Source organism: Streptomyces sp. NPDC053048, assembly GCF_044547045.1.
Lineage (GTDB): Bacteria > Actinomycetota > Actinomycetes > Streptomycetales > Streptomycetaceae > Streptomyces.
The window spans coordinates 142,202-165,279 of record NZ_JBITZS010000005.1 but is presented as its reverse complement, the minus strand read 5'-3'; the positions used below and the strand labels follow the sequence as shown (position 1 = coordinate 165,279).

21 protein-coding genes and 2 pseudogenes are annotated in these 23,078 nt (G+C 70.0%); 10 read left to right on the top strand and 13 right to left on the bottom strand.

Annotated features, from left to right (window positions below):
* Nucleotides 1–127: 127 nt before the first annotated feature.
* The gene (locus ACIG36_RS14685) at nucleotides 128–1,024 is read right to left on the bottom strand and encodes a MerR family transcriptional regulator (RefSeq protein WP_399926742.1); all 897 of its coding nucleotides are present in this window, start codon (nucleotides 1,022–1,024) and stop codon (nucleotides 128–130) included.
* 337 nt (nucleotides 1,025–1,361) lie between these two features.
* Between ACIG36_RS14685 and ACIG36_RS14680 the strand changes: the two genes are divergently transcribed.
* Nucleotides 1,362–2,033 (top strand): molybdopterin-dependent oxidoreductase, encoded by a 672-nt coding sequence (locus tag ACIG36_RS14680; RefSeq protein ID WP_399926740.1) that lies wholly within the window; start codon nucleotides 1,362–1,364, stop codon nucleotides 2,031–2,033.
* Between the two features lie 62 nt (nucleotides 2,034–2,095).
* Here the strand turns inward: ACIG36_RS14680 and ACIG36_RS14675 are convergent, their stop codons facing one another.
* A complete protein-coding gene (locus tag ACIG36_RS14675) occupies nucleotides 2,096–3,133 on the bottom strand; it encodes an FAD-dependent oxidoreductase (protein ID WP_399926738.1) in 1,038 nt (345 codons plus the stop codon).
* Between the two features lie 548 nt (nucleotides 3,134–3,681).
* Between ACIG36_RS14675 and ACIG36_RS14670 the strand changes: the two genes are divergently transcribed.
* Entirely contained in the window at nucleotides 3,682–4,281 is a 600-nt protein-coding gene (locus ACIG36_RS14670) for a TauD/TfdA family dioxygenase (RefSeq protein ID WP_399926736.1), read from the top strand.
* Nucleotides 4,209–5,372 carry a radical SAM protein gene (locus ACIG36_RS14665; RefSeq protein ID WP_399926734.1) on the top strand — a complete coding sequence of 388 codons (1,164 nt, stop codon included), beginning with the start codon at nucleotides 4,209–4,211 and terminating at the stop codon, nucleotides 5,370–5,372. The genes ACIG36_RS14670 and ACIG36_RS14665 overlap by 73 nt, the downstream gene beginning before the upstream one ends.
* Before the next feature lie 284 nt (nucleotides 5,373–5,656).
* On the opposite strand, the gene ACIG36_RS14660 is transcribed toward ACIG36_RS14665, so the two are convergent.
* Nucleotides 5,657–6,790: a serine hydrolase domain-containing protein gene (locus ACIG36_RS14660; protein WP_399926732.1), complete on the bottom strand. Its 1,134-nt coding sequence runs from the start codon at nucleotides 6,788–6,790 to the stop codon at nucleotides 5,657–5,659.
* Nucleotides 6,791–7,387: 597 nt separating this feature from the next.
* On the opposite strand from ACIG36_RS14660, the pseudogene ACIG36_RS14655 reads away from it, so the two are divergent.
* From ACIG36_RS14655 to ACIG36_RS14640, 4 genes and pseudogenes are all read left to right on the top strand, one after another.
* A pseudogene (locus tag ACIG36_RS14655) lies at nucleotides 7,388–8,569 on the top strand (MFS transporter); the annotation flags it as partial.
* Nucleotides 8,570–8,831: 262 nt separating this feature from the next.
* A complete protein-coding gene (locus tag ACIG36_RS14650) occupies nucleotides 8,832–9,155 on the top strand; it encodes a TfoX/Sxy family protein (RefSeq protein WP_399926730.1) in 324 nt (107 codons plus the stop codon).
* Between the two features lie 204 nt (nucleotides 9,156–9,359).
* A complete protein-coding gene (locus ACIG36_RS14645; RefSeq protein WP_399926728.1) occupies nucleotides 9,360–9,623 on the top strand; it encodes a hypothetical protein in 264 nt (87 codons plus the stop codon).
* Nucleotides 9,566–9,952 carry a hypothetical protein gene (locus ACIG36_RS14640; protein WP_399926727.1) on the top strand — a complete coding sequence of 129 codons (387 nt, stop codon included), beginning with the start codon at nucleotides 9,566–9,568 and terminating at the stop codon, nucleotides 9,950–9,952. Before ACIG36_RS14645 ends, ACIG36_RS14640 begins: the two co-directional genes overlap by 58 nt.
* 8 nt (nucleotides 9,953–9,960) lie before the next feature.
* Here the strand turns inward: ACIG36_RS14640 and ACIG36_RS14635 are convergent, their stop codons facing one another.
* Nucleotides 9,961–11,007 carry a helix-turn-helix transcriptional regulator gene (locus ACIG36_RS14635; RefSeq protein ID WP_399926726.1) on the bottom strand — a complete coding sequence of 349 codons (1,047 nt, stop codon included), beginning with the start codon at nucleotides 11,005–11,007 and terminating at the stop codon, nucleotides 9,961–9,963.
* A gap of 228 nt (nucleotides 11,008–11,235) precedes the next feature.
* On the opposite strand from ACIG36_RS14635, the gene ACIG36_RS14630 reads away from it, so the two are divergent.
* Nucleotides 11,236–12,042 carry a VOC family protein gene (locus ACIG36_RS14630; RefSeq protein ID WP_399926724.1) on the top strand — a complete coding sequence of 269 codons (807 nt, stop codon included), beginning with the start codon at nucleotides 11,236–11,238 and terminating at the stop codon, nucleotides 12,040–12,042.
* Between the two features lie 486 nt (nucleotides 12,043–12,528).
* On the opposite strand, the gene ACIG36_RS14625 is transcribed toward ACIG36_RS14630, so the two are convergent.
* On the bottom strand, nucleotides 12,529–13,425 hold the full coding sequence (locus tag ACIG36_RS14625; RefSeq protein WP_399926722.1) for a DUF4158 domain-containing protein: 897 nt from the start codon (nucleotides 13,423–13,425) through the stop codon (nucleotides 12,529–12,531).
* On the opposite strand from ACIG36_RS14625, the gene ACIG36_RS14620 reads away from it, so the two are divergent.
* A complete protein-coding gene (locus tag ACIG36_RS14620; protein ID WP_399926720.1) occupies nucleotides 13,315–14,427 on the top strand; it encodes an ABC transporter substrate-binding protein in 1,113 nt (370 codons plus the stop codon). The two genes, ACIG36_RS14625 and ACIG36_RS14620, sit on opposite strands and share 111 nt — an antisense overlap.
* Before the next feature lie 86 nt (nucleotides 14,428–14,513).
* On the opposite strand, the gene ACIG36_RS14615 is transcribed toward ACIG36_RS14620, so the two are convergent.
* From ACIG36_RS14615 to ACIG36_RS14580, 8 genes are all read right to left on the bottom strand, one after another.
* Nucleotides 14,514–15,347 (bottom strand): SDR family oxidoreductase, encoded by an 834-nt coding sequence (locus ACIG36_RS14615; RefSeq protein ID WP_399926718.1) that lies wholly within the window; start codon nucleotides 15,345–15,347, stop codon nucleotides 14,514–14,516.
* Nucleotides 15,348–15,713: 366 nt separating this feature from the next.
* Nucleotides 15,714–15,992, bottom strand: coding sequence for a hypothetical protein (locus tag ACIG36_RS14610; protein WP_399926716.1), 279 nt, complete (start codon nucleotides 15,990–15,992; stop codon nucleotides 15,714–15,716).
* 106 nt (nucleotides 15,993–16,098) lie between these two features.
* Nucleotides 16,099–16,608, bottom strand: coding sequence for a metallophosphoesterase family protein (locus ACIG36_RS14605; RefSeq protein WP_399926715.1), 510 nt, complete (start codon nucleotides 16,606–16,608; stop codon nucleotides 16,099–16,101).
* A gap of 943 nt (nucleotides 16,609–17,551) precedes the next feature.
* A complete protein-coding gene (locus ACIG36_RS14600) occupies nucleotides 17,552–17,848 on the bottom strand; it encodes a hypothetical protein (RefSeq protein WP_399926713.1) in 297 nt (98 codons plus the stop codon).
* Nucleotides 17,849–17,895: 47 nt separating this feature from the next.
* On the bottom strand, nucleotides 17,896–18,534 hold the full coding sequence (locus ACIG36_RS14595) for a cytochrome P450 (RefSeq protein WP_399926711.1): 639 nt from the start codon (nucleotides 18,532–18,534) through the stop codon (nucleotides 17,896–17,898).
* Between the two features lie 656 nt (nucleotides 18,535–19,190).
* Nucleotides 19,191–20,252, bottom strand: coding sequence for an NAD-dependent epimerase/dehydratase family protein (locus ACIG36_RS14590; protein WP_399926708.1), 1,062 nt, complete (start codon nucleotides 20,250–20,252; stop codon nucleotides 19,191–19,193).
* A 284-nt stretch (nucleotides 20,253–20,536) separates the two neighbouring features.
* The gene (locus ACIG36_RS14585; RefSeq protein WP_399926706.1) at nucleotides 20,537–20,980 is read right to left on the bottom strand and encodes a peptidase inhibitor family I36 protein; all 444 of its coding nucleotides are present in this window, start codon (nucleotides 20,978–20,980) and stop codon (nucleotides 20,537–20,539) included.
* 204 nt (nucleotides 20,981–21,184) lie between these two features.
* Nucleotides 21,185–22,027, bottom strand: a complete 843-nt coding sequence (locus tag ACIG36_RS14580; protein WP_399926704.1) for a ribosome-inactivating family protein — start codon at nucleotides 22,025–22,027, stop codon at nucleotides 21,185–21,187.
* Between the two features lie 437 nt (nucleotides 22,028–22,464).
* Between ACIG36_RS14580 and ACIG36_RS14575 the strand changes: the two are divergent.
* A pseudogene (locus ACIG36_RS14575) lies at nucleotides 22,465–22,983 on the top strand (AraC family transcriptional regulator); the annotation flags it as partial.
* Nucleotides 22,984–23,078: the final 95 nt, after the last annotated feature.

Below are 23,078 nucleotides of genomic sequence, written 5' to 3'. Positions count from 1 at the left end.
GCGGCATACGCCATTATGAGGACACCTTCCTTCCGCAGCCTGGCCCCGACGTCATACCCAAGCGGTCCCACGGTCAGTCGGCGCCGCCCTGGTGGCGAACGTTCGCCGGAGCGGGGTGGGCGCCTGTTCACCGCGCGGGGCCGTACTCGTCGATGACCCCCTCCACGAGCCAGCAGTGTGTCTTTCCCAGGCTCGGCACCGGGCCGGCGGTGAGGGCGTCCAGACGTTGCCAGTAGCGACGGAACAGAGGAACCGTGGTCTGCATGTCCGTGGCCATGAACGCACGGAAGTCGGGTGTGTCCTCCGTATCGCGGGCACGGGCGCAGGCACGGCAGAAGGCGTCCAGTGCTTCACACCTGTGCGGTGCACGTCCGGCGGCGACGGCGGGTGCGGCACCGTTCGCGGCGTCGAGGAGCGCCGCGTACATGGATGCCTTGTCCTGCACATGGGGCGCGGCCCAGTAGCTCAAGAACGCGGGCTCTGCTACGAGGAAGTGGAGCTCGGCGTAGGCCAGTACAGCATCGGGTGTGGGATCGCGCGGCGGCTCGGGAACGGCCTGCGCTGTGATGACACCGGCCAAGCGCGCCGGCAAACTCGTGGGCAGGACGTGCTGCCACGCTCGGGTGAAGTCCGCAGCGGCCTGCGCCCGGCACTGAACCCTGGCCAGCACGCGCAGCCGACGCAGTCGCTCAGGGCCGGAACACTCCTCCAGCGCCTGCAACGCCGCCTCACGCCAACGCAGTTCCGCCAACTGCGTCTGTGTACTCGCCAACTGCTCGGCCACCAGGTCGCCGAGGCGGTGACCTCCGGTGGCGACGTCCGTGATGGCCGCGATCGGCACACCCAGCGCACGCAGCTGCCGCACCAGCTGCAACTGCTCCAGCGCCTGTGGCGGGTAGCGGCGATGGCCTCCCTGGCTGCGCGGAGCCGTCGGCAGCAGGCCGATGTCGGTGTAGTAGCGGATGGCCTTCACCGACAGCCCTGTACGTGTCGCGAGTTCCCCGATCGACCAAGTGACTTGCATCTCAGCCCCTTGAATCTCCCGTGCGGTGGAGGTCCTAGCGTATGAGGCGTCGGCCCAATGGCATGAGGCAAGGGCCGGACGCCCGGCTCCGGTGAACGGCGGGGGAGCCACCGGATCCGGACCGATACCGACAAACGACCCTCCCACCCGGCCCGTCCAGTCCCTGCGGCGCGGGAGGACGGTGCCGCGCGTCGCAAACTGTCCGCGCGCTGTGCCGCACGTGAATGGATGCTGGTGCTTCACGGCCCGGCACATGGATCCGATATCAGCAGGCCTGAAGCTCAGCACCCGATCAAGATCTTCCCTCACACCGACCCGCACCCCATGGAGGATCGACATGACGCTTCCCCCAGGACAACGTGCCGTCGACGGATTCCCACGCTTCGGCGCACATCTCCATCACCCACCTCCGCCTGTTCCCGCCGACCCGGTGATCGAGATCGGCGGAGCTCTGACCGAGGCCATCACTCTGTCCGCGACGGACCTCGCAAAACTCCCACGTAAAGAGCTCGGAGCCGACTTCCATTGTGTCGCCGGATGGTCGGCAACCGGCCTGTTGTGGGAAGGGGTCGCGTTCAAGACGCTCTACCGCATGCACGTCGAACCACTGCTCGAGTCGGACACGTCGATGAGCCATATCGTCTTCGAAGGTCTCGATGGCTACCGGTCGGTCGTGTTGCTCGAGGACGCCTTGGCCGACGACGTCCTCATCGCCGACCGTCTCGATGGACGGCCGCTCGACACCGACCATGGCGCTCCGGTGCGGCTGGTCAGCCCCAGCCAGTACGGCTTCGTCAGTACAAAGCACCTCTGCCGCATCGAATTCCACACATCCGAACCCCCGGATCCAGACCGCTGGTCTCCCCTTGCGGCGCACCGCAGGGCGAGGGTCTGGCGGGAGGAACGTCACCGCCATCTTCCCGGCCGTGTGGTGCGGCCCGTCTACCGGGTGTTGATCGGGCCGATCCGCGCATTGAGCGCCCGAGGCAGTCACACATCACCACGGTGATACTGCTCGCTTCGCTCCGACCCCGGCCGCCCTGAAGTCGACAGGTACCTTTGCGGCATTCCTCAGGGGCCGGGCGCGTACCGCGCCGGGGCGGTCGGGCCGGGCCCGGCGGTGCGGCTATGTGGTGACGCGGCACCGCTCGGTATCGGGCCGAACGCCGCCAAGGCCTGGGCGCTCCGGGTGCCGCTTCGGGTGTGCGCCGCCCGTTCCGTCGGCTGCCCTCGCCGGCTCGCCCTGGTCTCCGCCGTGCTTCGGGCCGCCGCCCGGCGGGGGACCAGGCATGCCGGTGAGCGTCCGAGCGGCGGCGATTCCGGAAGCGCAGCCCGATTCGTGGAAGCCGTCGCCGTGGTAGGCGCCCGCGAAGGCCAGCACGCTGTCGGACAGCCCGCCGGAAGCCGACTCTGCGCGGTTACGTACTGCTTGTTGATGGCGGGGTGCCAGTAGTACTCCCGGGCGTCCACACGGGACGGGTTCACCACCGGCAGCGGGGAGTAGGTGGCGTAGAGGGGGTCCTCGGCGCCGCGCCCCCACAGGGCGTCCATGTTCTGGTGGTTGGCGACCGGCGACGGCAGGAGCGCGTTGGCACAGCCGAGCTGAATGTTGACACCACAGTGGCCCGCGTCCTTCTCGAACAGGCTCCCGTCGGTGTGGAGCACCGCTTCGACCGGCGTGCAGGCAAACGCGACCGGCGTGGACCGCTGCTCCGGAGTGGGGTCGACCAGCAGGGCCAGGGCGTGCGTGGCGGGCACGGCGATGACCGCCTTGTCGAAGTCGTCCGCCCGGCCCGCAGCATCCCGGACGAGGACCCCGTCGGCGGTGCGCCGGACGGCCCGCACCGAGGTAGAGGTGTTCACCGGCGCGGCCTGTTCCAGCCGCGGCACGAACCGCTCGACGTCCTCCCCGTACCGCTTCCACACCTCCCCGCTCACCCGGGGCGGCCGCTGAGGCAGTCGGCTCACCTCCACCGGAGCAGCACTGCGCTGCAGGAAGCCGCAGTCGACGCAGGCCACCTCCGTGGACATGTCGGCACGCCGCGTCGCGACTCCGAGCTCGTCCAGGAGCCGCGCGAATTGCGGGTAGTAGGTGTCGCTGACAACCATGATCGCTTCCCTCCCTCTGGACCACACCGCCAAGGAACGGTGAACCAGCCCGTCAGGACACTGCCGCCTGGCCTCCCTGAGCAGGCCTGCCGCTCGTACGTACTGGGTGCGTATGCCTGGTGCGTACGCACGGTGGTCAAGCCGAGCACGGGTTTGGACAGGCGCCCGCTGGGCGAGACAGGGGTTCCTGCGCAGCGCGGTGGGGTGTGGTGGGCTGAAGGGGGCTACTTCTCCAGCCGGGACAGGCCCGGTGCGCGGGCCGGCCGCTTCGGATATCGCGTCCGTGATCATCCGCAGCTGGTCGGCGGAGAGGGCGAGTGCCAGCGCTGCGGCGTTCTCGTCGAGATGCGTACGGCGGCGCGTGCCCGGCAGGGGGATCACGGTGCCCGGCTGAGCCAGAAGCGTCGTGACGGGCACGCCCGCCGGCACCCTGAGCACCCAAGGCGCCAAGAGTTCGCCCTATCGATGCTCGGTCACCTCGGCCGGCCGGCCGCTGGCGCAGGGCCGGGGACCGGACGGAGCTCGCCTGGCTGGTGCGGGACGAGGGCGTGTCGGCGTACACCGACGAGCGCCGCTTCCACGAGAACACCTACACCTCCAAGTCCCGCGGCTACCTGCATCTGCACAACGACCGGCCCATCCGACCCTTCGGCCAGGACCCCGACTGCGTCGCCCTGCTCAGCCACCGCAAGGCAGCCCGGGGCGGCGCCTCGGTCCTGGTCGACGGCTGGACGGTGTACCGCATCCTGCGCGAGGAGCCCCCGGCCGCTCTGAACCTCCTCAGGACGCCGCACTCTGTCGACCGTCGTCATGTGACGCCGCCGGGCGGAGACCCCGTGGTGGAGGGACCAGTGTTCGAGCAGGTAGGCGGCCGTGTCCTTCTGCGGTGCAACACCAAGCGCATCGAAACCGCCGCCGAACTCACCGGTCGTCCCCTGCCGCCCGGCCGGCGCGCCGCTCTCGATTCCCTGCAGTGGGCGCAGTGGGTCGGTTCCATGGCGCGGCCCCTGACACGCCGGGCGCGCAGCCATACGCTGGGGAGCGCTCGCGGTTCCAGACCACTAGGGGGTTCCCGATGGTTGCCCGACCGCACGCCACGCCGTCCCGTTCGCGCCACTGGGCCTTCCACACGGAGAGCCTGCCGCTGACCGGGCTCACGGCGTACCGCCCGCTGGGACGGGTGGAAGTGAAGTTCCTCGACGGCTGCAACCGCTCCTGTGCCTTCTGCGTCAACGAGGACCACATCGGCAAGGTCCTCAACCCACTCGACACCGACCGTTTCAACACCTCCCTGCACACCTGGCTGGAGAGCACGGACGAGCAGGAGAAGCCCTTCGCGCTGTACGGGACGGGCGGCGAACCGCTGATGGTGCTCGACCTCGTCGACGAGGTGATACGCCCGCTGGCCGGCAGCGGCATCGCCACCCGGTTGGTCACCAACGGAACCCTGCTCAACGAGTCCCGGATCGCCCGGCTGGTCGACATGCAGCTGACCGGCCTGAAGATCACCTACAACACCACGGACAGCGCCCGTCTCCTCTCCATGGTCGGCGGCTCCCACGCGAAGGACGTCGACACCGTGCTGGAGAACATCCGGACCGCCAAGGCCGCAGGGCTGTGGGTGTTCGTCCGGGTGAGCGTCGGCCGCTCCAACGATGACGAGATCAAGAAGATCTACGACCTCATGACCGGCATCGGCGTGGACGTCGTCCAGCTCAAACCATGGATCCCCTCCGGCCTCGCCGCCTCCCACCCGGACGACCTCGCCCTGCCGCCCGAACAGACCCAGCACTTCTTCGAGGACTTCGCCCGGCAACTGCGTGCCGCGCCAACGACGGGCCGTCCGCCGCGGCTGACCGTCTCCTGCTATCCGCCGGCCCGGTCCTCCGGACTCACCACCAAGGACTGCCCGCACGTCGAGAAGATCTACTGCGAGCCCGGCGGCCGCGTCATGGTCTGCAACTACGCGGACGAATACCTCGGCAGCTGGTTCCCGGAGGACGGCGGCCTGCTCTCCGTCGTCGCCCGCCGCCGGGAGCTGTACTCCCGCATGATGGACGACCACGGGGTCACCTCGTGCCCGGCCCGCCTCAACTGGTCCCAGCCCGCCGGACCCGCCTCGCCCCCACCCACCGTTCCGGCTTCCCCGCCCGACACCGCACCCCTCTTCTCGCCGCAGAGCCTGTGGCGGCGCCCGTCACAGGCCCCAGCCCCGACCGACCCCTCGGACAGGCCATAGTGATGGTCGCCCGATGTCCGGGCCTTCGCATCGGTAGCCGAGGTCCAGCAGCGCACCACGCACACGTTTCGGATCCCATGTCCTGGCTATCCAGAGCCGTTTGAGGACAGGCTCGATGCGGGCGGCTTCCGCGCGGGCGATCTCCTCGCCGGCGGGGGACCTGGGGGCTTGGTGGGCCGGTCGCGGCCGGGCCGGTGCGCTGCTGGCCGCAGGCTGTCAGGGTCAGGGGCAAAGCCGCCAACTCGGGGACGTCGGGAGCACTCTTTCGGGCCGCCGCCCCTGGATCAGCGCTGTGTGGGCGGCGGGGTGCCGCAGTACTCGGCCTCGAGTACCTTGACCGCTTCGATGCGTGCCCAGTCACCGTTGGCGTTGAACACCATGGTGTGACGGCCGTCGGGGGACGAGGTGGCCTCCGAGGAGGAGCCGTGGACGCCGCCGCCGTGCGTCCAGACGAAACCGCCGCAGGGCAGGTCGTACTTGTACAGGCCGAGCCCGTAGGCGAGGCCGGGCTCGCCTGTCGGCACAGTGGTCAGCAGTTCCTGCTGCTGTTTCGCGGGCAGCAGCTTGCCTCCCAGCAGCGCGCCGAGGAAGCGGTTGACGTCACCCGGGGTGGAGATGATCTCGCCCGCCGCCCAGACCCAGGTGTTGGTGATCTCGGTGGTGTCCCAGATCTTGGCGTCCGGATCCTCGGAGAGGAGCTTGCTGTACGCCCGGCCGTGCGGCTCCGGCATCTTCGTCGAGGAACCAGGGAGGGAGGTGGCGCGCAGGCCGAGGGGCTTGATGACGCGCCGTTCGATCTCGCTCGCGTACGTCCTACCGGTCACCTTCTCGATGATGAGGCCGGCGAGGACGTAGTTGGTGTTGGAGTAGTGCCAGCCCGCGCCGGGTTCGAAGTACGGCTTGTTCGACAGGCCCATGGCCACGAGCTCGTTCGGCGTCTTGGCGTCGTAGCGGTGCTCGGGCCAGCCTTCCCTGGCCATGTGCTGGAAGGCCTGGTCGTCGCTGTAATCGTAAATACCGCTGGAGTGGTTGAGCAGCTGCCGGAGGGTGATCTTGCGGCCGTCGTAGCCGTTGCCGCGTACGACGCCGGGCAGCAGGTGCTCGACCGTGTCGTCGATGTCGAGCTTGCCCTCGCCCTCCAGTTGGAGGACGGCCACCGAGGTGAACGCTTTGGTGATGCTGCCTATACGGAAGTGGTCCTCGGGGAGCCGCTTCCGGCCGCTCTCGAGGTCCGCGACGCCGGCGGAGCCGTTCCAGACGCTGTTCCCGTCCCGCACCTGTGCCAGGACTCCGGGATGCCCGGCCCTGACCTGCTCCTCCAACGCCGCCTGGGTGACGGCGTGCCCGCGCTTGGACGGGTCCGCCGCGGCGGAGGCCGAAGGCGTGAAGGCGGTGGTCAGGGTGACGGCCGCCGCCATGGCGACCAGGGCTCGGTTTAATGTTCTCGCCGTCATGTGCTGCCTTGCTCCTTGTCCTTCATGAATGACGCACTGGAGTGCGAACAACCGGAGTCGATCAGTAAGGCAAGGCTAACCTAATGATCGCTGGGTTCGTTCGCTCACTGCGTCCGGCTGAGGACAGGGCGTCGGCCGAGGGCTTGGGTCCGCATGGCGTATGCGGACTCGGCGGCCTTACCGGTCACCGCGAGCGCTGACCCGTCCCGAGTGATCCATCCCGGGTGATGCAGCCATGGCGTCCGCGGGCATCAACCGCAGGAGCAGGGAGGCGCAGCGCCCGGCTCGACGCCCGGGTGCGTCCCGCCGGTGAGCGCACGCTGCTCGACACGTGCGAGCTGGCCGGTCGCGACTGCGGTAGGGGTGACGTGCGCCTCGGCGGGTAGGCGCTGGCCACCGCAACCAGCGGTGGCGGCGCGGGCGTTCTCGTGCCCGCTGCCGCTGGGCGGCCCTTGTGGGCTGCCAGGCCCTGGTCGGCCTGATCTCGCAGGTAGCAAGCGGGTCAATCGCTGAAATCCATCCTTCGCCTCGCTTCGCGAGCCCTATAGGACATGTGTTCTCATGGCCGAGATGGATCCTTCTGCTGATGCGTCCGCTGTTCCGCCCGGCGGCCGTCGGCGCGCGTTGTTGCCCGACATGTCGCCGCTGCGTTCTTCGCGCGACTTCCGTCGTCTGTGGCTGGCGGGCTCGATCACCGCGTTCGGTACGTACCTGACCCTGGTGGCCGTGCCGATGCAGCTCAAGGCGCTGACCGGCTCCACGCTCGCCGTCGGCGCGGTGGGCGCGGTCGAGCTGATCCCGATGATCGTCTTCGGCCTGTACGGCGGCGCGCTGGCGGATGCCGTGGATCGGCGCAAGCTGATCCTGTGGACCGAACTGGGGCTCGCCCTGTCGGTGAGTGTGCTGGCGGTGAACGCGATGCTGCCGGCCCCGGTGGTGTGGCCGCTGTACGTCATCGCGGGCCTGGTCAGCACCCTGGCCTCGCTGCAGCGCCCGGCGCTGCACGCGATGGTGCCGCGCGTGGTCGCGCACGATCAGCTGATGGCTGCGAGCAATCTGGAGTCGGTGCGCTGGCAGGTCGCCGCTATCGCGGGCCCCGGGCTGGCCGGTGCGGTCGCCGCCTTCGCGGGTGTGCAGATCGCCTACGGGCTGGACGCGCTGACCTACGTGGTCTCCGCCATGTTGATGCTGAATCTGGCGCCCTGCCCTCCGGCCGAGGACGCGGAGAAGGCGTCGCTGAGCGGTGTTCTGCAGGGCGCCCGCTACGCGTGGAAGCGCAAGGACCTGCTGGGCACCTACGCGCTGGATGTGGCCGCGATGTTCTTCGCGCACCCCGAGGTGCTGTTCGTGTTCCTGGTCAGCGAGCTGGACACCCCCTGGGCCCTGGGCATGCTCTACTCGGCCGGTGCGGTGGGGTCGCTGCTGATGAGCCTGGTCTCGGGCTGGACCTCCCGCGTGCACCGGCACGGCCTGCTCGCGGTGTGCATGTCCGCTGCCTGGGGCGCGGCCATCGCCGCTGCGGGCATGGTGCACAACATCTGGCTGGTGCTGGCTGCCCTGGTTGCGGCCGGTGGCTTCGACATGCTCAGCGGCCTGTTCCGCACCACCATGTGGAACCAGACCATCCCGGACGAGCTGCGCGGACGCCTGGCGGGCATCGAGATGCTCTCCTACATGGCCGGTCCACAACTCGGCCAGGTGAGGGCGGGCGGCATGGCCGGCATCGTCGGTATCCGTGGCGCCATGTGGTCGGGCGGCCTGGCCTGCGTCGCCTCCGTCGGCCTGATCGTCCTGGCCCTGCCCAAACTGCTCACCTACGAGGCGCACCAGCAAGGACGCCCGCCGCGTGCGCGAGCAGCAGGCATCTGCGGCCGAGGCGGTGGCCTGAGCGCGGCGAACCTGCTGTCCAGCGGGTCCGCCGCCGACCGGGGGACTCTCCGCCTCCGGTGGGAACAGCGGGCGCTCGGAACGGATACGGAGAACCACAGGAGGAGGTGCGTGGGACATGGCCTACGACGAAGTGCTGGCCCAGCGGGTCCTGGAGCGGCTGGAGCCGGATGGGGTGGTCGCGAAGAAGATGTTCGGCTCGATCACCTGCATGCTCAACGGCAACACCGTGGTGTCTGTGTACGAGGACGGGCTGTGGCTGCGTGTCGGCCCGGACGGCATGGACGACGCCCTCGCCGAGCCCGGCGTCCGGCCTGCGGTGCACCGCGGCAAGCAGGCCGACGGCTGGGTCATGGTCGCGGGTGACGTCCTCGACGACGACATCCTCGACCACTGGCTCGCCATCGCCATGGACGCCACCGCGGAACTCCCGCCCAAGTAACGGCACCCCCGGATGTCGCCAGACCCGCTCATGCGCGCGCAAGAGATGTCGATGAGCGGGCGGGCACGGCGGGTAATCACCGCCATCAAAGGACAAATTTTGTGGCGGCGCCCGCTGCCACATCGCCAGGCTCGCCGAGCACGGCCATGAAGTTCACGTCGGTACCGCGACCCGCAGGCCACCCTGGCCCGCACAGAGCCGGACATGATGGGCACCCCGCCCTTCGTCACCCTGCACACCTTCGGCGAGGCTGGTGCCGCGTCCGACGGCCTGGTGATCAACGGCATCGACGGCCACAACGCCGTCGCCGCCCTGTCCGCCATCGCCGACGAGCTCGCCGGCAAGACCCTCGCCGACTACGCCGTCCCGTACATCTACAACCCCGCCATCGAGCGCCCCTGGCCCACCCCGTGGGGCGTCAACCCCACAGCCTCGGCGAGCAGATCGAGCGCGCCCTGCCGGAGGTGAAGGTCGTCAAGGCCTTCGTCACCCAGGAACAGGCCACTGTCGTCAACCCCAAGAGTATCGGGGGCGGCGACCACACCATGTTCGTCGCCGGCGAGGACACCGACGCCAAACAGCAGGTCACCGATCTGCTGAAGTCCTATGGCTGGAGCGACGTGCTCGACCTCGGACCGCTGGTCGCCGCCCGCGGCATGGAGATGTACCCCGAACACACCAAGGCTCTCTTCGACCGCAACGGCAACATCGGCCCCACCATCTGGTGGAACGGGTCATGGCTTTCGATGAGGCGCCGGCGGAGCGGATCAAGGAGCGTCTCGAGTCGGAGGGCGTGACCGCGGGCTCACCGGTGCCCGACGCCGTTCTCGTTGCTCCCACCGTGTGCCGTGTCCTGGCTGCTGCGGTTCTCGTCGGGCCGGGTGAGGGCGCGGGCGGCGCGCAGCAGGCGCTGTGCCGACTGCTCCAGGTGCGGGGCGAGTTCGGGGGTGCCGTGGATGGTGTCGTCGGGGCCGAGGTCGATGCCGAGGAGTTGTTCGGCGATGTGGTGGGGGTTGTCGGCGGCGAGGTCGAGGGTGCTGGTGTGGTCGTCGAGGGGGTGGACGCGGCCGGGCAGGGAGTAGGTGCGGGCGCGGACAGTGGCGGCGTCGGCGGGGACGGTGGCATGGAGGGTGTAGCGGGCCGGGGCGGCGGCCAGGCGCCCGGCGACGTACGCCGCCGCGTCCGGGGCGGGTAGCTCGCGAGGGGGGACGCGGTGGCCGGTGGGGGCGGGGTCGGTGAGACGGTCCACGCGGAACAGTCGCCACTCGTCGTGCCCGGTGTCGTAGGCGACGAGGTACCAGACCGGGTCGGCGGCGACCAGGGCGTGCGGCTCGACGCGGTACCGGCCCGTCTCGCCGCTGCCCCGGCGGTAGGCGAAGGTGACGAGTTCATGATCGCGGCAGGCGGCGGCCAGAAGGGCCAGGGCGGTGGGATCGGCCGTGGGGCCGGTGCTCCACGGCACCGGCAGCGGGGCGGCGGCCTGGAAGGTGGCGACCTGGTGGCGCAGACGCACCGGCAGCACCTGCTCGAGTTTGGCCAGGGCGCGTGCAGCGGTCTCCTCGATCCCGGCGACGCCGCTGGTGGCGGTGCGCAGGGCGACGGCGATGGCGACCGCCTCGTCGTCGTCCAGCAACAGGGGTGGCAGGTCGGCGCCGGCGGCCAGGCGGTAGCCGCCGGCGGTGCCAGTGGTGCCATCGACGGGGTAGCCAAGATCGCGCAGCCGGTCGATGTCCCGGCGGATGGTGCGCAGGGTAACCCCGAGACGTGTCGCGAGCTCGTCACCCGTCCAGGTGCGGCGGGTCTGGAGCAGGGAGAGCAGGCGCAGCATCCGGCCGGGCAGGTCCTGGGTCATGGCTTGTCCTCACTCATGCTGTTCAGACTGCCAGACGTTAGTGACGTGAGGTGTCCTAAAGGGGACCTACGGTCGATGTCATGAGCGGTCACCGGCCGCCCGGTGGCCCGAAGGATCGGCCCGGCCCGGTCCGTGCCGCCACGGGTAGGCCCCGCCCCTCGTGGCCGTCCCGTGCTCCTCGCAACTTCCCCCTCCCGCCGCTCCTGAAAGGACAGCATCATGGGTTTCATGGATCCCGGCAGTGTCGTCTGGTTCGAGATCGACACCGCCGACCCCGAGGCCGTCAAGGACTTCTACGGCTCGCTCCTGAACTGGAGCTTCCAGACCGTGCCCACGGCCGACGGCCGAACGTACACCCTGATCAGCGCCGCAGGCGCACCCCTGCCGATGGGCGGCTTCTGGGAGCCCGCCCCCAGCGGCCAGGGGGAGGGCGCCAGCCTCGCCGTCCGCTCCGCCGACGTGGATGCCGAGGTGGCCCGCCTCAAGGACCTGGGCGCCGGCGTGGTCCTCCCGGCAGGCCCGGCCGCCGACGGTGGACGCTCCGCACGTCTGAAAGACCCGCGCGGCACCGTCTTCTCCGTCTGGCAGGCCCCCGAGCAGCCCCCCGCCGGAGCCGACGAACTGCCGGACGCGGGGGTCGGTGCACCACTTCCCGGCTCCCTGGGCTGGTTCGAGATCGGCACCGCCGACCTTGAGGCGTCGCAGAAGTTCTACGCGGACGCCTTCGGCTGGACCTATATCCACGACACCGGCGTCACCACCCGGCCGTACTTCGCCACCGTCACCCCCGGCGACCAGAGGGGCAGCGGCGGCCTGGCCGACAACAGCCAGGCCAAGGGCGTCAAGGACTTCGCCGCCCCGCAGTTCGTCACCCCCGACGTGCCCGCCGCCATCGCCAAGGCCGAGAGGCTCGGCGCCACGGTCGAGGCCGGACCGGAGACCACCACCTACGGCCTGACCTTCGCCCGGCTGACCGACCCGCGCGGCATCCGCTTCCTGCTCTTCTCCCTGCCCCCGCAGGGTCCGCAGGGCTGATTCCGCACTCCAATCAGCGCCCGGCCGCCCCGCGCGGCCGGGCCGGCTCCCCGCGCATCCACCCCACAAGAGCTGCGCCTCCTGGGCCCCGACGGCTGGGCGCTGGTCGGCTTCTATGCCAGCGCACCGGGCTGGACCAATGTGCCACGCAATCTCCATCCCGTCGCGGAGGCGCTGGTCTGAGCGGTACGACGTTACTTGTCGTAGAACGCGGGAAGGCGGACGGTGGCACGGCGGTTGCCGTCGCGGAGGAGGCGTTTGCCGGATTCGCTGCGTGTGAGGGCGGTCCGGTCCGGTTCTCTTGCGCGCGGTTGGTGCGGTCATGCGCTGGGTGCGTGCGCCTGCCTACGGCCGACGTTCGGTGGTATCTGTGGACGAGTCAGCTGGTGGCGCGCATGGTTTGAGGAGGAAACGGTGGAGGCGGTGCTTCTTGATCTTCAGGTTCTTGCTGCGGAGGACGAGCCGGAGGGCCGTGGCATGAATGCCTCAATCATTGAGCCCGGCAGTGGACTCAGCCTGCTCATCTGCAACTAAGGGCGAGGGCGGCGGTCCGTTAACGGATCCACATTCAGATCGCGGCCAGGTCGGCCGTGCCGTGAGGTACGCGGCCGACGCCGCCGCCTGGTACAGCCGCCGCTCGGCTGCTGTACGGGCCTCCGACACCTGCCGGGCCAGCACCGAGAAGCCCGGCAGCACCCGGTCCCGGCGCAGCCACGTCACCGCTTGGTTGAACAAAGTCACCGGCGCCTCGGCATGCGTCCAAGCCCGCCTGTACAGGAACCGGCGGAACTGCCGCCCCCACTGGTGGGCGCTGCAGTTGCGGTACCGGAACCGCTCCTTGACCTCGTTCGTGTGCTCGTACACCGTCGACCGGCGGTCGCCGTACCACCTGACACACGAGGCGTCCGCGATGCCCAACTGCCCGGCCGGGTACTCCACGGCCTCCCACGGCACCGCGAGCGGGTTCTCGCCCAGGAACCGGCCGATGTAGCGGGCTGTGCAGATCTGTACCGCCATGTACAACCGGTGCCCGTGAGTTCGCCGCAAAAGGGTCCGTGCAGGCCCTTCGTCGGTGCCGATGACGATGAAGCTTGGCGGCTCAGTGAACCAATAATCGGTTGCCCGCTGGTGATGGTGGTGGATCCAATGACCGTCGTGATCACCCGGGCGCGCCCGCCGCGGCGAGACGTGATGAGCGCGAGAGCCGCCGGTGCCGGCCGGTGCGCAATCCGGGTGGACCGCGACCGCATCGTCCCAGGGAGAGGCCACCCGATGAACACGCTGCCATCGCTGCCCGGAGCGGAGCACGCAGACGCGTCGCCCGTCCGCCTGGGCGTTCTCGTCCCGCTGACGCAGCCTGGGTGGGTCGAAGCGGGCAGGCATCTGCTCGCGGGGCTCGACCTGGCCGTTGGCGAGGTCAACGACGCAGGTGGGATCGACGGCAGACCACTGGAGTTGGTGGTCCGGGACACCGCGGCCGATCCCGCGCGGGCCGCGGCGGCCGTGGACGAACTGGCCGGCCTGGGCGTGGCCGCCGTGGTGGGGGAGTACCACAGCGTCGTCGCCCGCGCCGCTGCCGCCCGTGCCGATGCCCTCGGCGTGCCGTTCCTCTGCTCGTCCGCGGTGCTCGACACGCTCACCGAGGAACCGACGCAGTGGGTCGCGCGCCTGGCTCCGGCCCAGTCCCACGGCTGGAGGCTCTACGCGGACTTCCTCCTCGACGCGGGCCGGCATCGGATCGCCGTGGCGACCCAGCCGAGCGTCTACTGGGCGTCCGGCACCCGCATCCTGCGCGACCACCTCGCTCGCCGCGGCGGCACCGTCGTCGAACTCGACACAAACGCGCTCACCCATGAGGCGCTGTGCGACGCGCTCGTCGACCACGGCGCGACGGCGCTCCTGCTGCTGGTCGGCCATCCGGAGCCGGCGGTACCGATCGTCAGGGCCGTCCGGGGCGACCGGCGGCTCGCGGAGATCCTGATCGGCGCTCCGGCCGGACAACCGGAGTTCACCGAATGGGCGGCAGCGCTGGGCGAGGACGGCGCCGGGATCCCGTTCCTGCGCTACCTGCCCGAGCGCCTCGGTCCGCTCGGCGAACGCGTGCGGAAGGAACTCCGCGAACGGCTGGACGAAGCGCCCTCCTTCGTCGCCCTCGAGGGCTGGGACACCGTCGCCGTCCTCGCCGAGGTGCTGCGCTCCCACGGCACGGACAGGGCGGCCATCGCCGCCTCATGGCCGCGCCTGGCGGTCGAAGGCACCCGAGGGCCGATCCGGTTCTCGCGCACGCCGGACAGCAGCGTTTGGCAATGGACTTGGACACCCGTCCAGATCGTTGACCGCGATCCGGCGGAACCCGATCGCTTCCGGATCCTCCACACCGGCTGAGGAGGCCCGACGGTCTGTCCAAGTCTGCCCGAGCTGGCAGCTGTCTACTGCCTGCCTGCCCGTCTACATGCCCAGGCCCACGCGATTCAGTGGAAAGCGTCGACGTTCTCTATGGCCCACTGTCGGAACGGTCGGGCCGGGGTTCCGGTGATCCGTGAAACCGTGTCGCGGACCATCAGCAGTTCGTCATTGGTGTCTCCGCCCGTGACGTCGAGCACCGCATCCGCGGCCTCGGCTCCGAAGGCCGCGGCCATCTGTGCACGAGCCTGTTGGCGGCTGATTTCGACGAAGGGTATCTGCCGCCCCACGGCTGCCGCGATGGCCCCGACCTGCTGTCGGGGGGTCACCGGCTCAGGACCGGTCAGGGCGTAGGTGCGTCCGTGGTGGCCGGGCTCGGTCAGTGCCACCCGTGCCACTGACGCGATGTCCGCAGGGTGGATTGTCGGCAGCGCGACATCGGCGTACGGCGCGCGGACGGTCTCCTGTCCACGGATGGAGGACGCCCACATCAGGGTGTTCGAGGCGAACTGCGTCGGTCGCAGGATCGTCCAGGCCATGTCGCTTGCCTTGAGCAGTTCTTCCACCGCCAGGTTCTCGCGGGCGGGGTCGAGGTGGGGGTGGGTCTGGACGGTGATGGACGACACCAGCACGACGTGTTCCACGCCCGCCTGCTGGGCGGCATCGAGGATATCGGCGTCCGAGCCCAGACGCGGCACAAGAAAGAGTGAGCGCACGCCTTCCAGCACGGACTTCAACGACGCCGGCTCCGAGAGGTCGCCCTCCACGGCTTCGACCCCTTCGGGGAGGTCGGCCCGTGCGGCATCACGGGTGAGCCCTCCGAGCGGCCCGACACCGCGTGTGCGCAGCTCCTTCAGCAGGGCACTGCCTATGTTTCCGGTGGCTCCGGTCACGAGGATCATGAGCGTGCTTCCCATCGTCAGGTGATCAACTAGGTCACACGCTAAAACCTCAACCATGCTTCAGTTCAAGCAAATGTCTGCCCATGCTTCGGCTGGGCACGTTGCCCCGTACTCGGCTGGTCGCTGCTCGCGCCTCGACCAGCCCGGGTGCTTTCCGGAGGGCTTCCAGCCCCTACGCCCGCCGGGTGTCCTGGCGGGTAGGCAAGACGTGAGATGCGCCTGTGGTCAATCCGGGGGCTCGTCCAACTGCGGTTTCCCGGAGCCACCCGTACCGCCGGTCCGCTCCCCGGCGTTCTCTGTGCCCTTCCGATTGCGGGCAGTCTCGCGTTCGGCCGCGCCCCGGGGTCTTCCTGCCGCCTCCGGCGCTCACGACTGGGTCCTTTTGCCGTGTGCCTCACCGCGTGCTTGCTCCTTCGCCCTCTCCTTGTCCTTCTTCGCCCTCCCGCCGCGTGCCCTCACGCCTTCGAGGGCCTCATCGTGCGCGGTGCCGCCCTCGGTCTGATAGCCCTCACGAGCGCTCGCCGTACCCGGCACGGTGCGCTCACGCGCCTGGCTCTCTCCGCCGGAATGGGATCCCGGCTCCTTCGGGTCGCGGGCTCGTCCGTAGGGGTCCTGGGACGTCTTCTTGGGCTGCTGCCGAGCCATCGGCCACCTCCGTGGTCCTGAGCGTGCACCCACCACGCGGATGCGGCGGGAACCTCCGGGGTACCCGCGAGCTGGTCACACATGCAGGACCGACGAAACCGCAGTCCTACCTCGCCTCTGTCGCCTCGATGCGGTGCAGCGTCACTTCGGTGAGCTCGCCGGCGTCCACACGAGCGGTCATGTACGTGCGGTAGGGCTGACGGCGCCGGTCTGTGGGCGAGCCGGGGTTCAGCAGGCGCAGGCCGCCGGGGGCGGTGGTGTCCCAGGGGATGTGGCTGTGGCCGAAGACCAGCACGTCCGTGGAAGGAAAGCGTTCGGCGCAGCGTTCCTCGCGGCCGCGGGCCGGGCCGGTCTCGTGGACGACCGTGAAGCGCAGTCCGCCGAGCTCGGCGTGGGCGATCTCCGGCAGCCGTGCGCGCAGGTCGGGGCCGTCATTGTTGCCGTGGACCGCGATGAGACGGCGGGCGCGGGCGGTGAACAGCTCCAGAGTCGCGGTGTCGGTCCAGTCGCCGGCGTGGAGGACGACGTCGGCCTGGTCCATTGCGGTCAGGAGGGGCGGCGGCACCTTCCGGGCCCGGGTGGGGAGGTGGGTGTCGGACGTCAGGAGCAGCCGCATGAACCGCACTGTAGTCCCGGGAGCCGGCCCGCTCCCGGGCCCGCGCCGTTCCTCGCGAACGTTCCCGGAGGCCGGGCGCCCTGCGGTCAGTCCTCGGCCGGCCTGTCGCAGATCAGGTACGGGGTGCGCTGCTCGCACGGTAGGCAGGAGTGAGTCGTCCATGAGCCGGGCCCCTTGCCGGAAGAGCCTTCGGCGCGCCAGGCGATCTGTTCCTTCGGCTTGCCCGTCCTCCGGTCTGTCTCGGGAACGTACTCGGGCCCCCGGTAATACTCCTCGGTGATGTGCACATACTCCACTGGGCCCCATGGGTCCGGTCCCGTGATGTTCTCCGGTAGGTCGACCTTGCCCCACCGGACGTTCTTCCCACCCTCACGGCTGCTGGGGAGCGGTCTGTCCGTAAGAGTCCAGATCTTCGGGTGATCAAGGCTGAGTTCCGGTTCGAGAGGGACTGGGGTCGATACCCACCCGTGAGTGAGGCTGTTGCCCCGATCACCCCACCTGCGCCGCGATCCGGAACCGCAGCCGGCAGATCACCGCATCCGTGTCCCGCCGCACCACGGCTCCGGCGATCACGCTGTCCGAGGTCGACACCCTGGCTCGGATGGCCACGGCGCGGGATGCTGGCCGGACGGAGCCGAACTCGGCGGAGGGAGAGGGACATGGCCCCTCGTGACACCGAACGAGGCCGGCCGACTCCGGTTCCCGGGACACCCAGGATGTCTTCTACGGGCAGCATGTAATGGCACGATTTGCTAGAGCTTACGGCCCCAGGACGCCAGACACCCGCTCCTGACGGAGCGCCGTCGGCGCGCTCGCGGCCCGGCGCCAGCGGCAGGCTCGTCTGCGTCGATCTGGATGTCGAATCGCTGCCTGTCCTGGTCAACGCCTCCATCACCGGCGGCAAGTCGGCGGCGAGCCTGCGCCGCGTCTCCTTGGCCCGGCATCACGCCTGCGGGCCGTGGCGTCGGTCGCCCTTCGATCGGTCGCCCTTCGATCGGTCGTCCTCCGAGCGGTCGTCGTCCGGGGCCTCGTCCGGGCCGAGAGCAAGGATGTCGTGCATGCCCTGAACGACCTGTTGTGGCGCCATGTTCTTGCCATCCGGCACAGTTGTTCGAGCATGCTCCATGGCTTCCTTGACGGACATGCCGGCATCGAGGCATTCCTTGGCCTCTTTTGCCACGGGGTAGCGCGGACCGAGCGCTTCGGCAGCCGGACGCGACTCGCGACGTTTCGGGTGCATGTCACCACCTCGCCGTACAGAGCGGGCTTGCCTACCGTCACTGCCGTTCATCCAGGTGATGCGCAGTGGGTATCCAGGCGGAGCCCGGTGGGTTCCAGATGAGCGCCGAACGCCGGGCAGACGCGGGTGCCGGGGGTGTGCCGGAAGTCGTGGCGGCGCAGCAGGGCTGCGCTGGTGAGCGCGGCGATGGTGGTGACCCACAGCGCGCCGCGGCAGTACCGGCCGCCGGTCCCGAAGGGCAGGTAGGCGCCTCGGTGGAGGTCCGGCTGCGGGTCGGCCCAGCGGGCGGGGGCGAAGACGTCGGGGTCGGGGTGGTGGGCTGGATCGCGGTGGATGAGGTAGGTGACGACCCGTCCTTCGGTGCCCGGGTCCAGATCCCGTCCCCCGAGTGTGGTGGGGCTCTGGATGGTGCGGTCCAGCAGCCACGCCGGGGGGTACAGGCGCAGGGTCTCGCGCAGCGCGTGCTGGGTGGCGACCAGGCGTGCCGGATCGACGGTGGGCGGTGTGCCAGCCGGGCCGAGGACGGTACGGGCCTCTTCGCGCAGCCGCTGCTGCTCGCGGGGGTGGCCGGCGAGCAGGTGCAAGAGCCAGGCGGTGAGCAGGGCGGGGGCCGTCTGCGCGCTGAACAACCGGCTGAACAGTACGGCCACGAGCGCCTCGTCGTCGGCGGCCGGGTCGGCGCGCATGACAGACAGCAGGTCGGGGGCGACAGTAACCGAGAGTCTGCGGGTAACCCGCCACCGCATTCGCGCCGATCTCGAGCAGCTCTTCGGCGATGTCGGCCACCGTCTCCCCTTCGGCCGCCGCGGTGTGAACGCCGCACTGGTCAGCGAGACGCTCGGTGTGCAGGTACGCCCCGCCGGTCGGGAAGCAGTTCACCAGCACGTCCCCGCGGCGCAGCGGCCGCCACGCCCGCAGCTGTCCGGGGCTGAAGGCATCCCGCCCGCTCAGCGCTCGCACGGCGCGCCCCCCGGTGGTACCGCTGCTGACGAGATAGTGCCCGGGGCGGCCGCGCAGGTTGACGCGAGCGGCGTCCAGCGCTTGGTCCCCGGTCATCCGGGGAACGTCGGCCAGCTCCGCAGGCCCTACCCCGACTGCCGGATCCAGGGCACCGTTGTCCTGCAGCCACCGCGCACAGGCCGACGCCAGCTCACGGCAGCCGGACGCCCAGCGCACCGTCCGCCGCAACTGCTCCCAGGTCACAGAACCCAGGACAGTAGAGGCCTGCGGGGAGGTGGAGTCGGAGGATGTGTCCGGCATGGCACTCACTATCGCGGCGGCCGGACCCTCCCGCACGCCGCACCCTGTACGCCGTGCCGGACGGACATGCGGGCCGCGCCCATCACGGCGGCCCCTCCGCCACCGTCCCACGCCGCGCCACAGGGCGGTGCGCCGCGCCGGCGCAGAAAGCCGCACGCAAGCATGCCGCCTCCTTGGCCGGATCGAGACCGACTGCCGGATCAAGACCGACCGGAAGGCCGTCGCACCGCTCCGGTGGACGCCCGCTCTGTGCCTGCAGCCAACTCCAGGTGTCCAGGACCGTCTCGGCGAGCGGGCGGCAGCGCAGATCGGCCGGGATCCTGTCGACGACGCTTGCGCCGTACATGAAGTCGTGCATATCGCCGGGCGGCAGCCACACGGGCAGCTCGCTCCACGGCTCGATGCCGGCAGCGAGAACCTGCTCGGGTGGCAGCCAGCACAACCGGGCCCCCGAGCCGGTCGCCTGCACGCACGCAGCCAACAGCTCGCCCACGGTGGCGTGCCCGGCGTCGCACATCAGGTCATGGGCTCCACCGGTACCGCTCTCGACGGCCCCGAGGATCCACCGGGCGAGGTCACGCGCGTCGATGTAGCGCAGCGGCGTCTCGGGCGGACCCGGGGCCAGGACCACACCACCGCGGTCCATCCTCGCCAGCCACCACGGCAGCCGGCCGACGTCCTCTCGAGGGCCGAGGATCAGCCCGGCGCGCACCAGCACGGCCCGTTCCCCGAAGGACTCGACAGCGGCCATCTCACCGCCGCGCTTGGCCCGCGGATAGTCCACTTCACCCTCGCCCGCACAGCCGTCCACCAGTGCCGGACCCTCCGCCCGGCGCGGCCAGGCGTACACGAACCGGCTGGAGACGTATACGTACGAGCCGACGCGGCCGGCCAACAGCCGGGCCGCCTCGCGCACCGCCCACGGCGGACCCGCCCAGGTGTCGACAACAGCATCCCACTCACCATGCTCCACGAGGTTCCCCAGACCTCCCGCGGCCAGCCGGTCACCGTGCACAGGGACCGTTCCTCGAGGCTCGTTGCCCGGACCGCGGTGAAACACTGTCACCTGCCACCCACGGGCAAGCGCCTCCTCGGCGACCGCCCTCCCCACGAACCGTGTCCCCCCGAGCACCAGCAGCCTCATCGCTCCGGCCCGGTGATCTGGCGGGACGCCTCAGCCGGCGTCCGTTGCCCGTATGCAACGGCCCGACGCCGCGCGGACGGCACCATCAGGGAGAGCAGCCGCCTGCCCCCGCGCGTCAGCACGGCACCATTTCCTCTCCCAACACCACACGCACACCAACCGCACATCAGCTACATCCGTAACATGCCCCGGGAGCCTTACGGCGGCCCCTCGCCGGACGGCAGCGTGCCGCGTCCCATCCCGCCGGGCTCCCATGGGGCGCCGGGCGAGACAGGACCGGCCGGTCAGGTGGAGCGGATGTAGCGGATGCCCTCACCGAGGTCGTCGTTGTCGGACAGCGGGGTGAGGTGGAGCGGGGTCTGGGAGGCGGTGATGCTGCTGGGGATCAGGCACAGGGGGTCGTTGTAGCCGATGACCACGGTGCGGTCGGTGCGGTTCTTCACCGAGCGGGCGGTCATCAGCCGCGCGGGGGCGTCGGCGGAGGGCTTGACGATGCGGGTGCACTCCACGAGCGCCGACTTGTAGACGGTCTTGTGCCCGCGGAAGCCGCGTTCGGACCAGAAGCAGATATTGCCTGCTGTGCATTCGTCATGCCCGACCGCGCGACCGATCCGGTGTTCTCCGGTGCCGTGGTCGCCATCGTGGGCGCCGGCGGGGGCGGCCAGGCCGAGGAGTGCCGTTGACGCGAGGAGGAACCCGAGAGCGGGTGCGGCGATGCGCTGAAGCATGTCTCTCCCTAGGGGGTGCGGGCTGGGGTAATCCCAGCCGTAGCGTTCGTACGCTTAACCGCTGAGATGGATGTGGGTTCCGGAGGCCGGGGTAATCCCATCGCCGGGACGAAACGGCGGCCGACACGTTGACCCGGCGGGCGCCCGGGGGCCGGGGGCGGCGGGGTCCGAATCGATCGCACCGATGGGCGCCTGGGTTTGGCGTCAGCCGTTGCGTTTGTGGCCGTTGAGTTCGATGTATCCCAGGTGCGCGATGAGCGCGGCGACCGTGGGGTAGTACCTGCTGTAGCCCGGGGCACCGATGGTGAAGCCGTCCCCGGCCGGGTTGCGGAGCCGTTCGTACACCCAGGCCGAGAGATGGCCCCAGCTCGTCTCCAGGTCCGCGCCGAAGCGGCCGATCGGTGTCGACGTGCGGCTTCTGATGTTCTGTCGTACGACGTCGAAGATGTAGCCGAACCGGGCGGCTTCGGCGGTCGCGCCGATGACGTCCACGAGGTATGACCCGAGAGTGTTCCTGCCGGCTGACGAGCGGAGGAGCTCCTGTGTCCTGCGCAGCGTCAGCAGCCCGTTCTGCAGGTTCTGAGGAGTGAGCTGCCGCTCCGAGCGGGTGCTGCCGGCTGGGAGGGTGGCGTAACTCCCGTTCCAGGGCAGGCGCTCGGCCCGCACACCCAGGACCTGGTTGAAGGCGTCGGGGTAGCCGTCGGGGAACACGTAGTGGCGGTTTCCGGTGCCGTCGGGCTGTGCCGGTTGGTAGAGCCCTGCCAGGTACAAGGTGTTGGCCCAGTAGTAGAGGGACACCACGTGTTGTCCGGCGTACCTCACTCTGATCTGGATCAGCCGGTTGTAGGTCGTCGTGGTCTCGTCCAGGACCTGGTAGAAGTCGTGACCGCTGATCCGGTGCACCTGATCGATGACGTGCCAGTACCGGTCGTGGTGCCCCTGGCCGCCGTGTTCGAGGCCCGTGATGTCCCAGTCGACGACCGACAGTGGCCGGTCCGGATCGGCATGGGCGGCGGGCGTGATCGCGCCCAGCATGCCAGCGGACAAGGCGAGTACCACGAGGAGCCCGGCAGCACGCCGGGCCGCACGTTGACACAGGTTCACGATGAACACGCTGAGCTCCTTTGCCGTCCATCCCACTGATGCACTTCACTGGCGACTCGCGAGCGCTGCTCACGGCCGGCCGGACGGACGGCACATTGGCCGTCTGCCGTGGCCCGGCGTTCGGGTACAGCGTTTCACTCCTGGTGAGGCGGGACTGGTCTGAGAGTGCACGCCCTGTGCCTGCGAGTGCTCGAGTCCGTGATGGCTGTGGTGTGCCGGCCAAAGCCATCAACGGCCCAACGAAGCGGGACGGACGCCGGCCAGAGGCGTGGGGGCGAAGCAGGCCTCCTCGAAGACAGCCGCCCACCGTAAGGAGGCCGACGCCTGCCGGAGAATTGCGCGTGTGGTGCCCGAGAGGTTGATCGGAGGGAGGGGACTTCGTGCTGCTGCTGGATCTGGACACCTTCGCGCCCGAGGACCGGGTGGACGCCTTCCATCACGCGCTGACGGACACGTCGGTGCCGAACGACGTCGTCCATGAATCACCCGAAACAGGGATCCGCGCCCGGTTCGAGGCATGGCGGGTGGGGCCGCTGGACCTGTTCGACGCACGCACCACAGGCTTCGAGGTGCGGCGCACGGCCCGGCACGTCCGGTGGCACCGCGACCGTCCGGTCGTCTCCTTCTCTCTCCAGACCGCGGGTGTCCACCACGCCGAGAACGGAGGCGAGCGGTACACCCTGGGCCTCGACGACATCGCCGTCTTCCACGAGCTGGCGCCCCGCCGGTACGGATGGACCGGAGAGGGCGCCTCCCGAGCCGTCACCGTCGACATGGAGCACCTCGGGGTGCCGGTCGACACCGTCGTACGAGCCTCTGTACGGCTGCGGGCCAGCCCCCTGCACGACCTGGTCCTGGCCCACCTGCGCGCACTGTGGCAGGACCCCGGCCGCCTGGAGGCCGACCCGGGCGCCGCGGCCCTGGCCAACGGCACCACCGAGTTGGTTCGGGCCCTGCTGATCTCGGCGGCGCACGAGGAGGACGACCGGCGGGT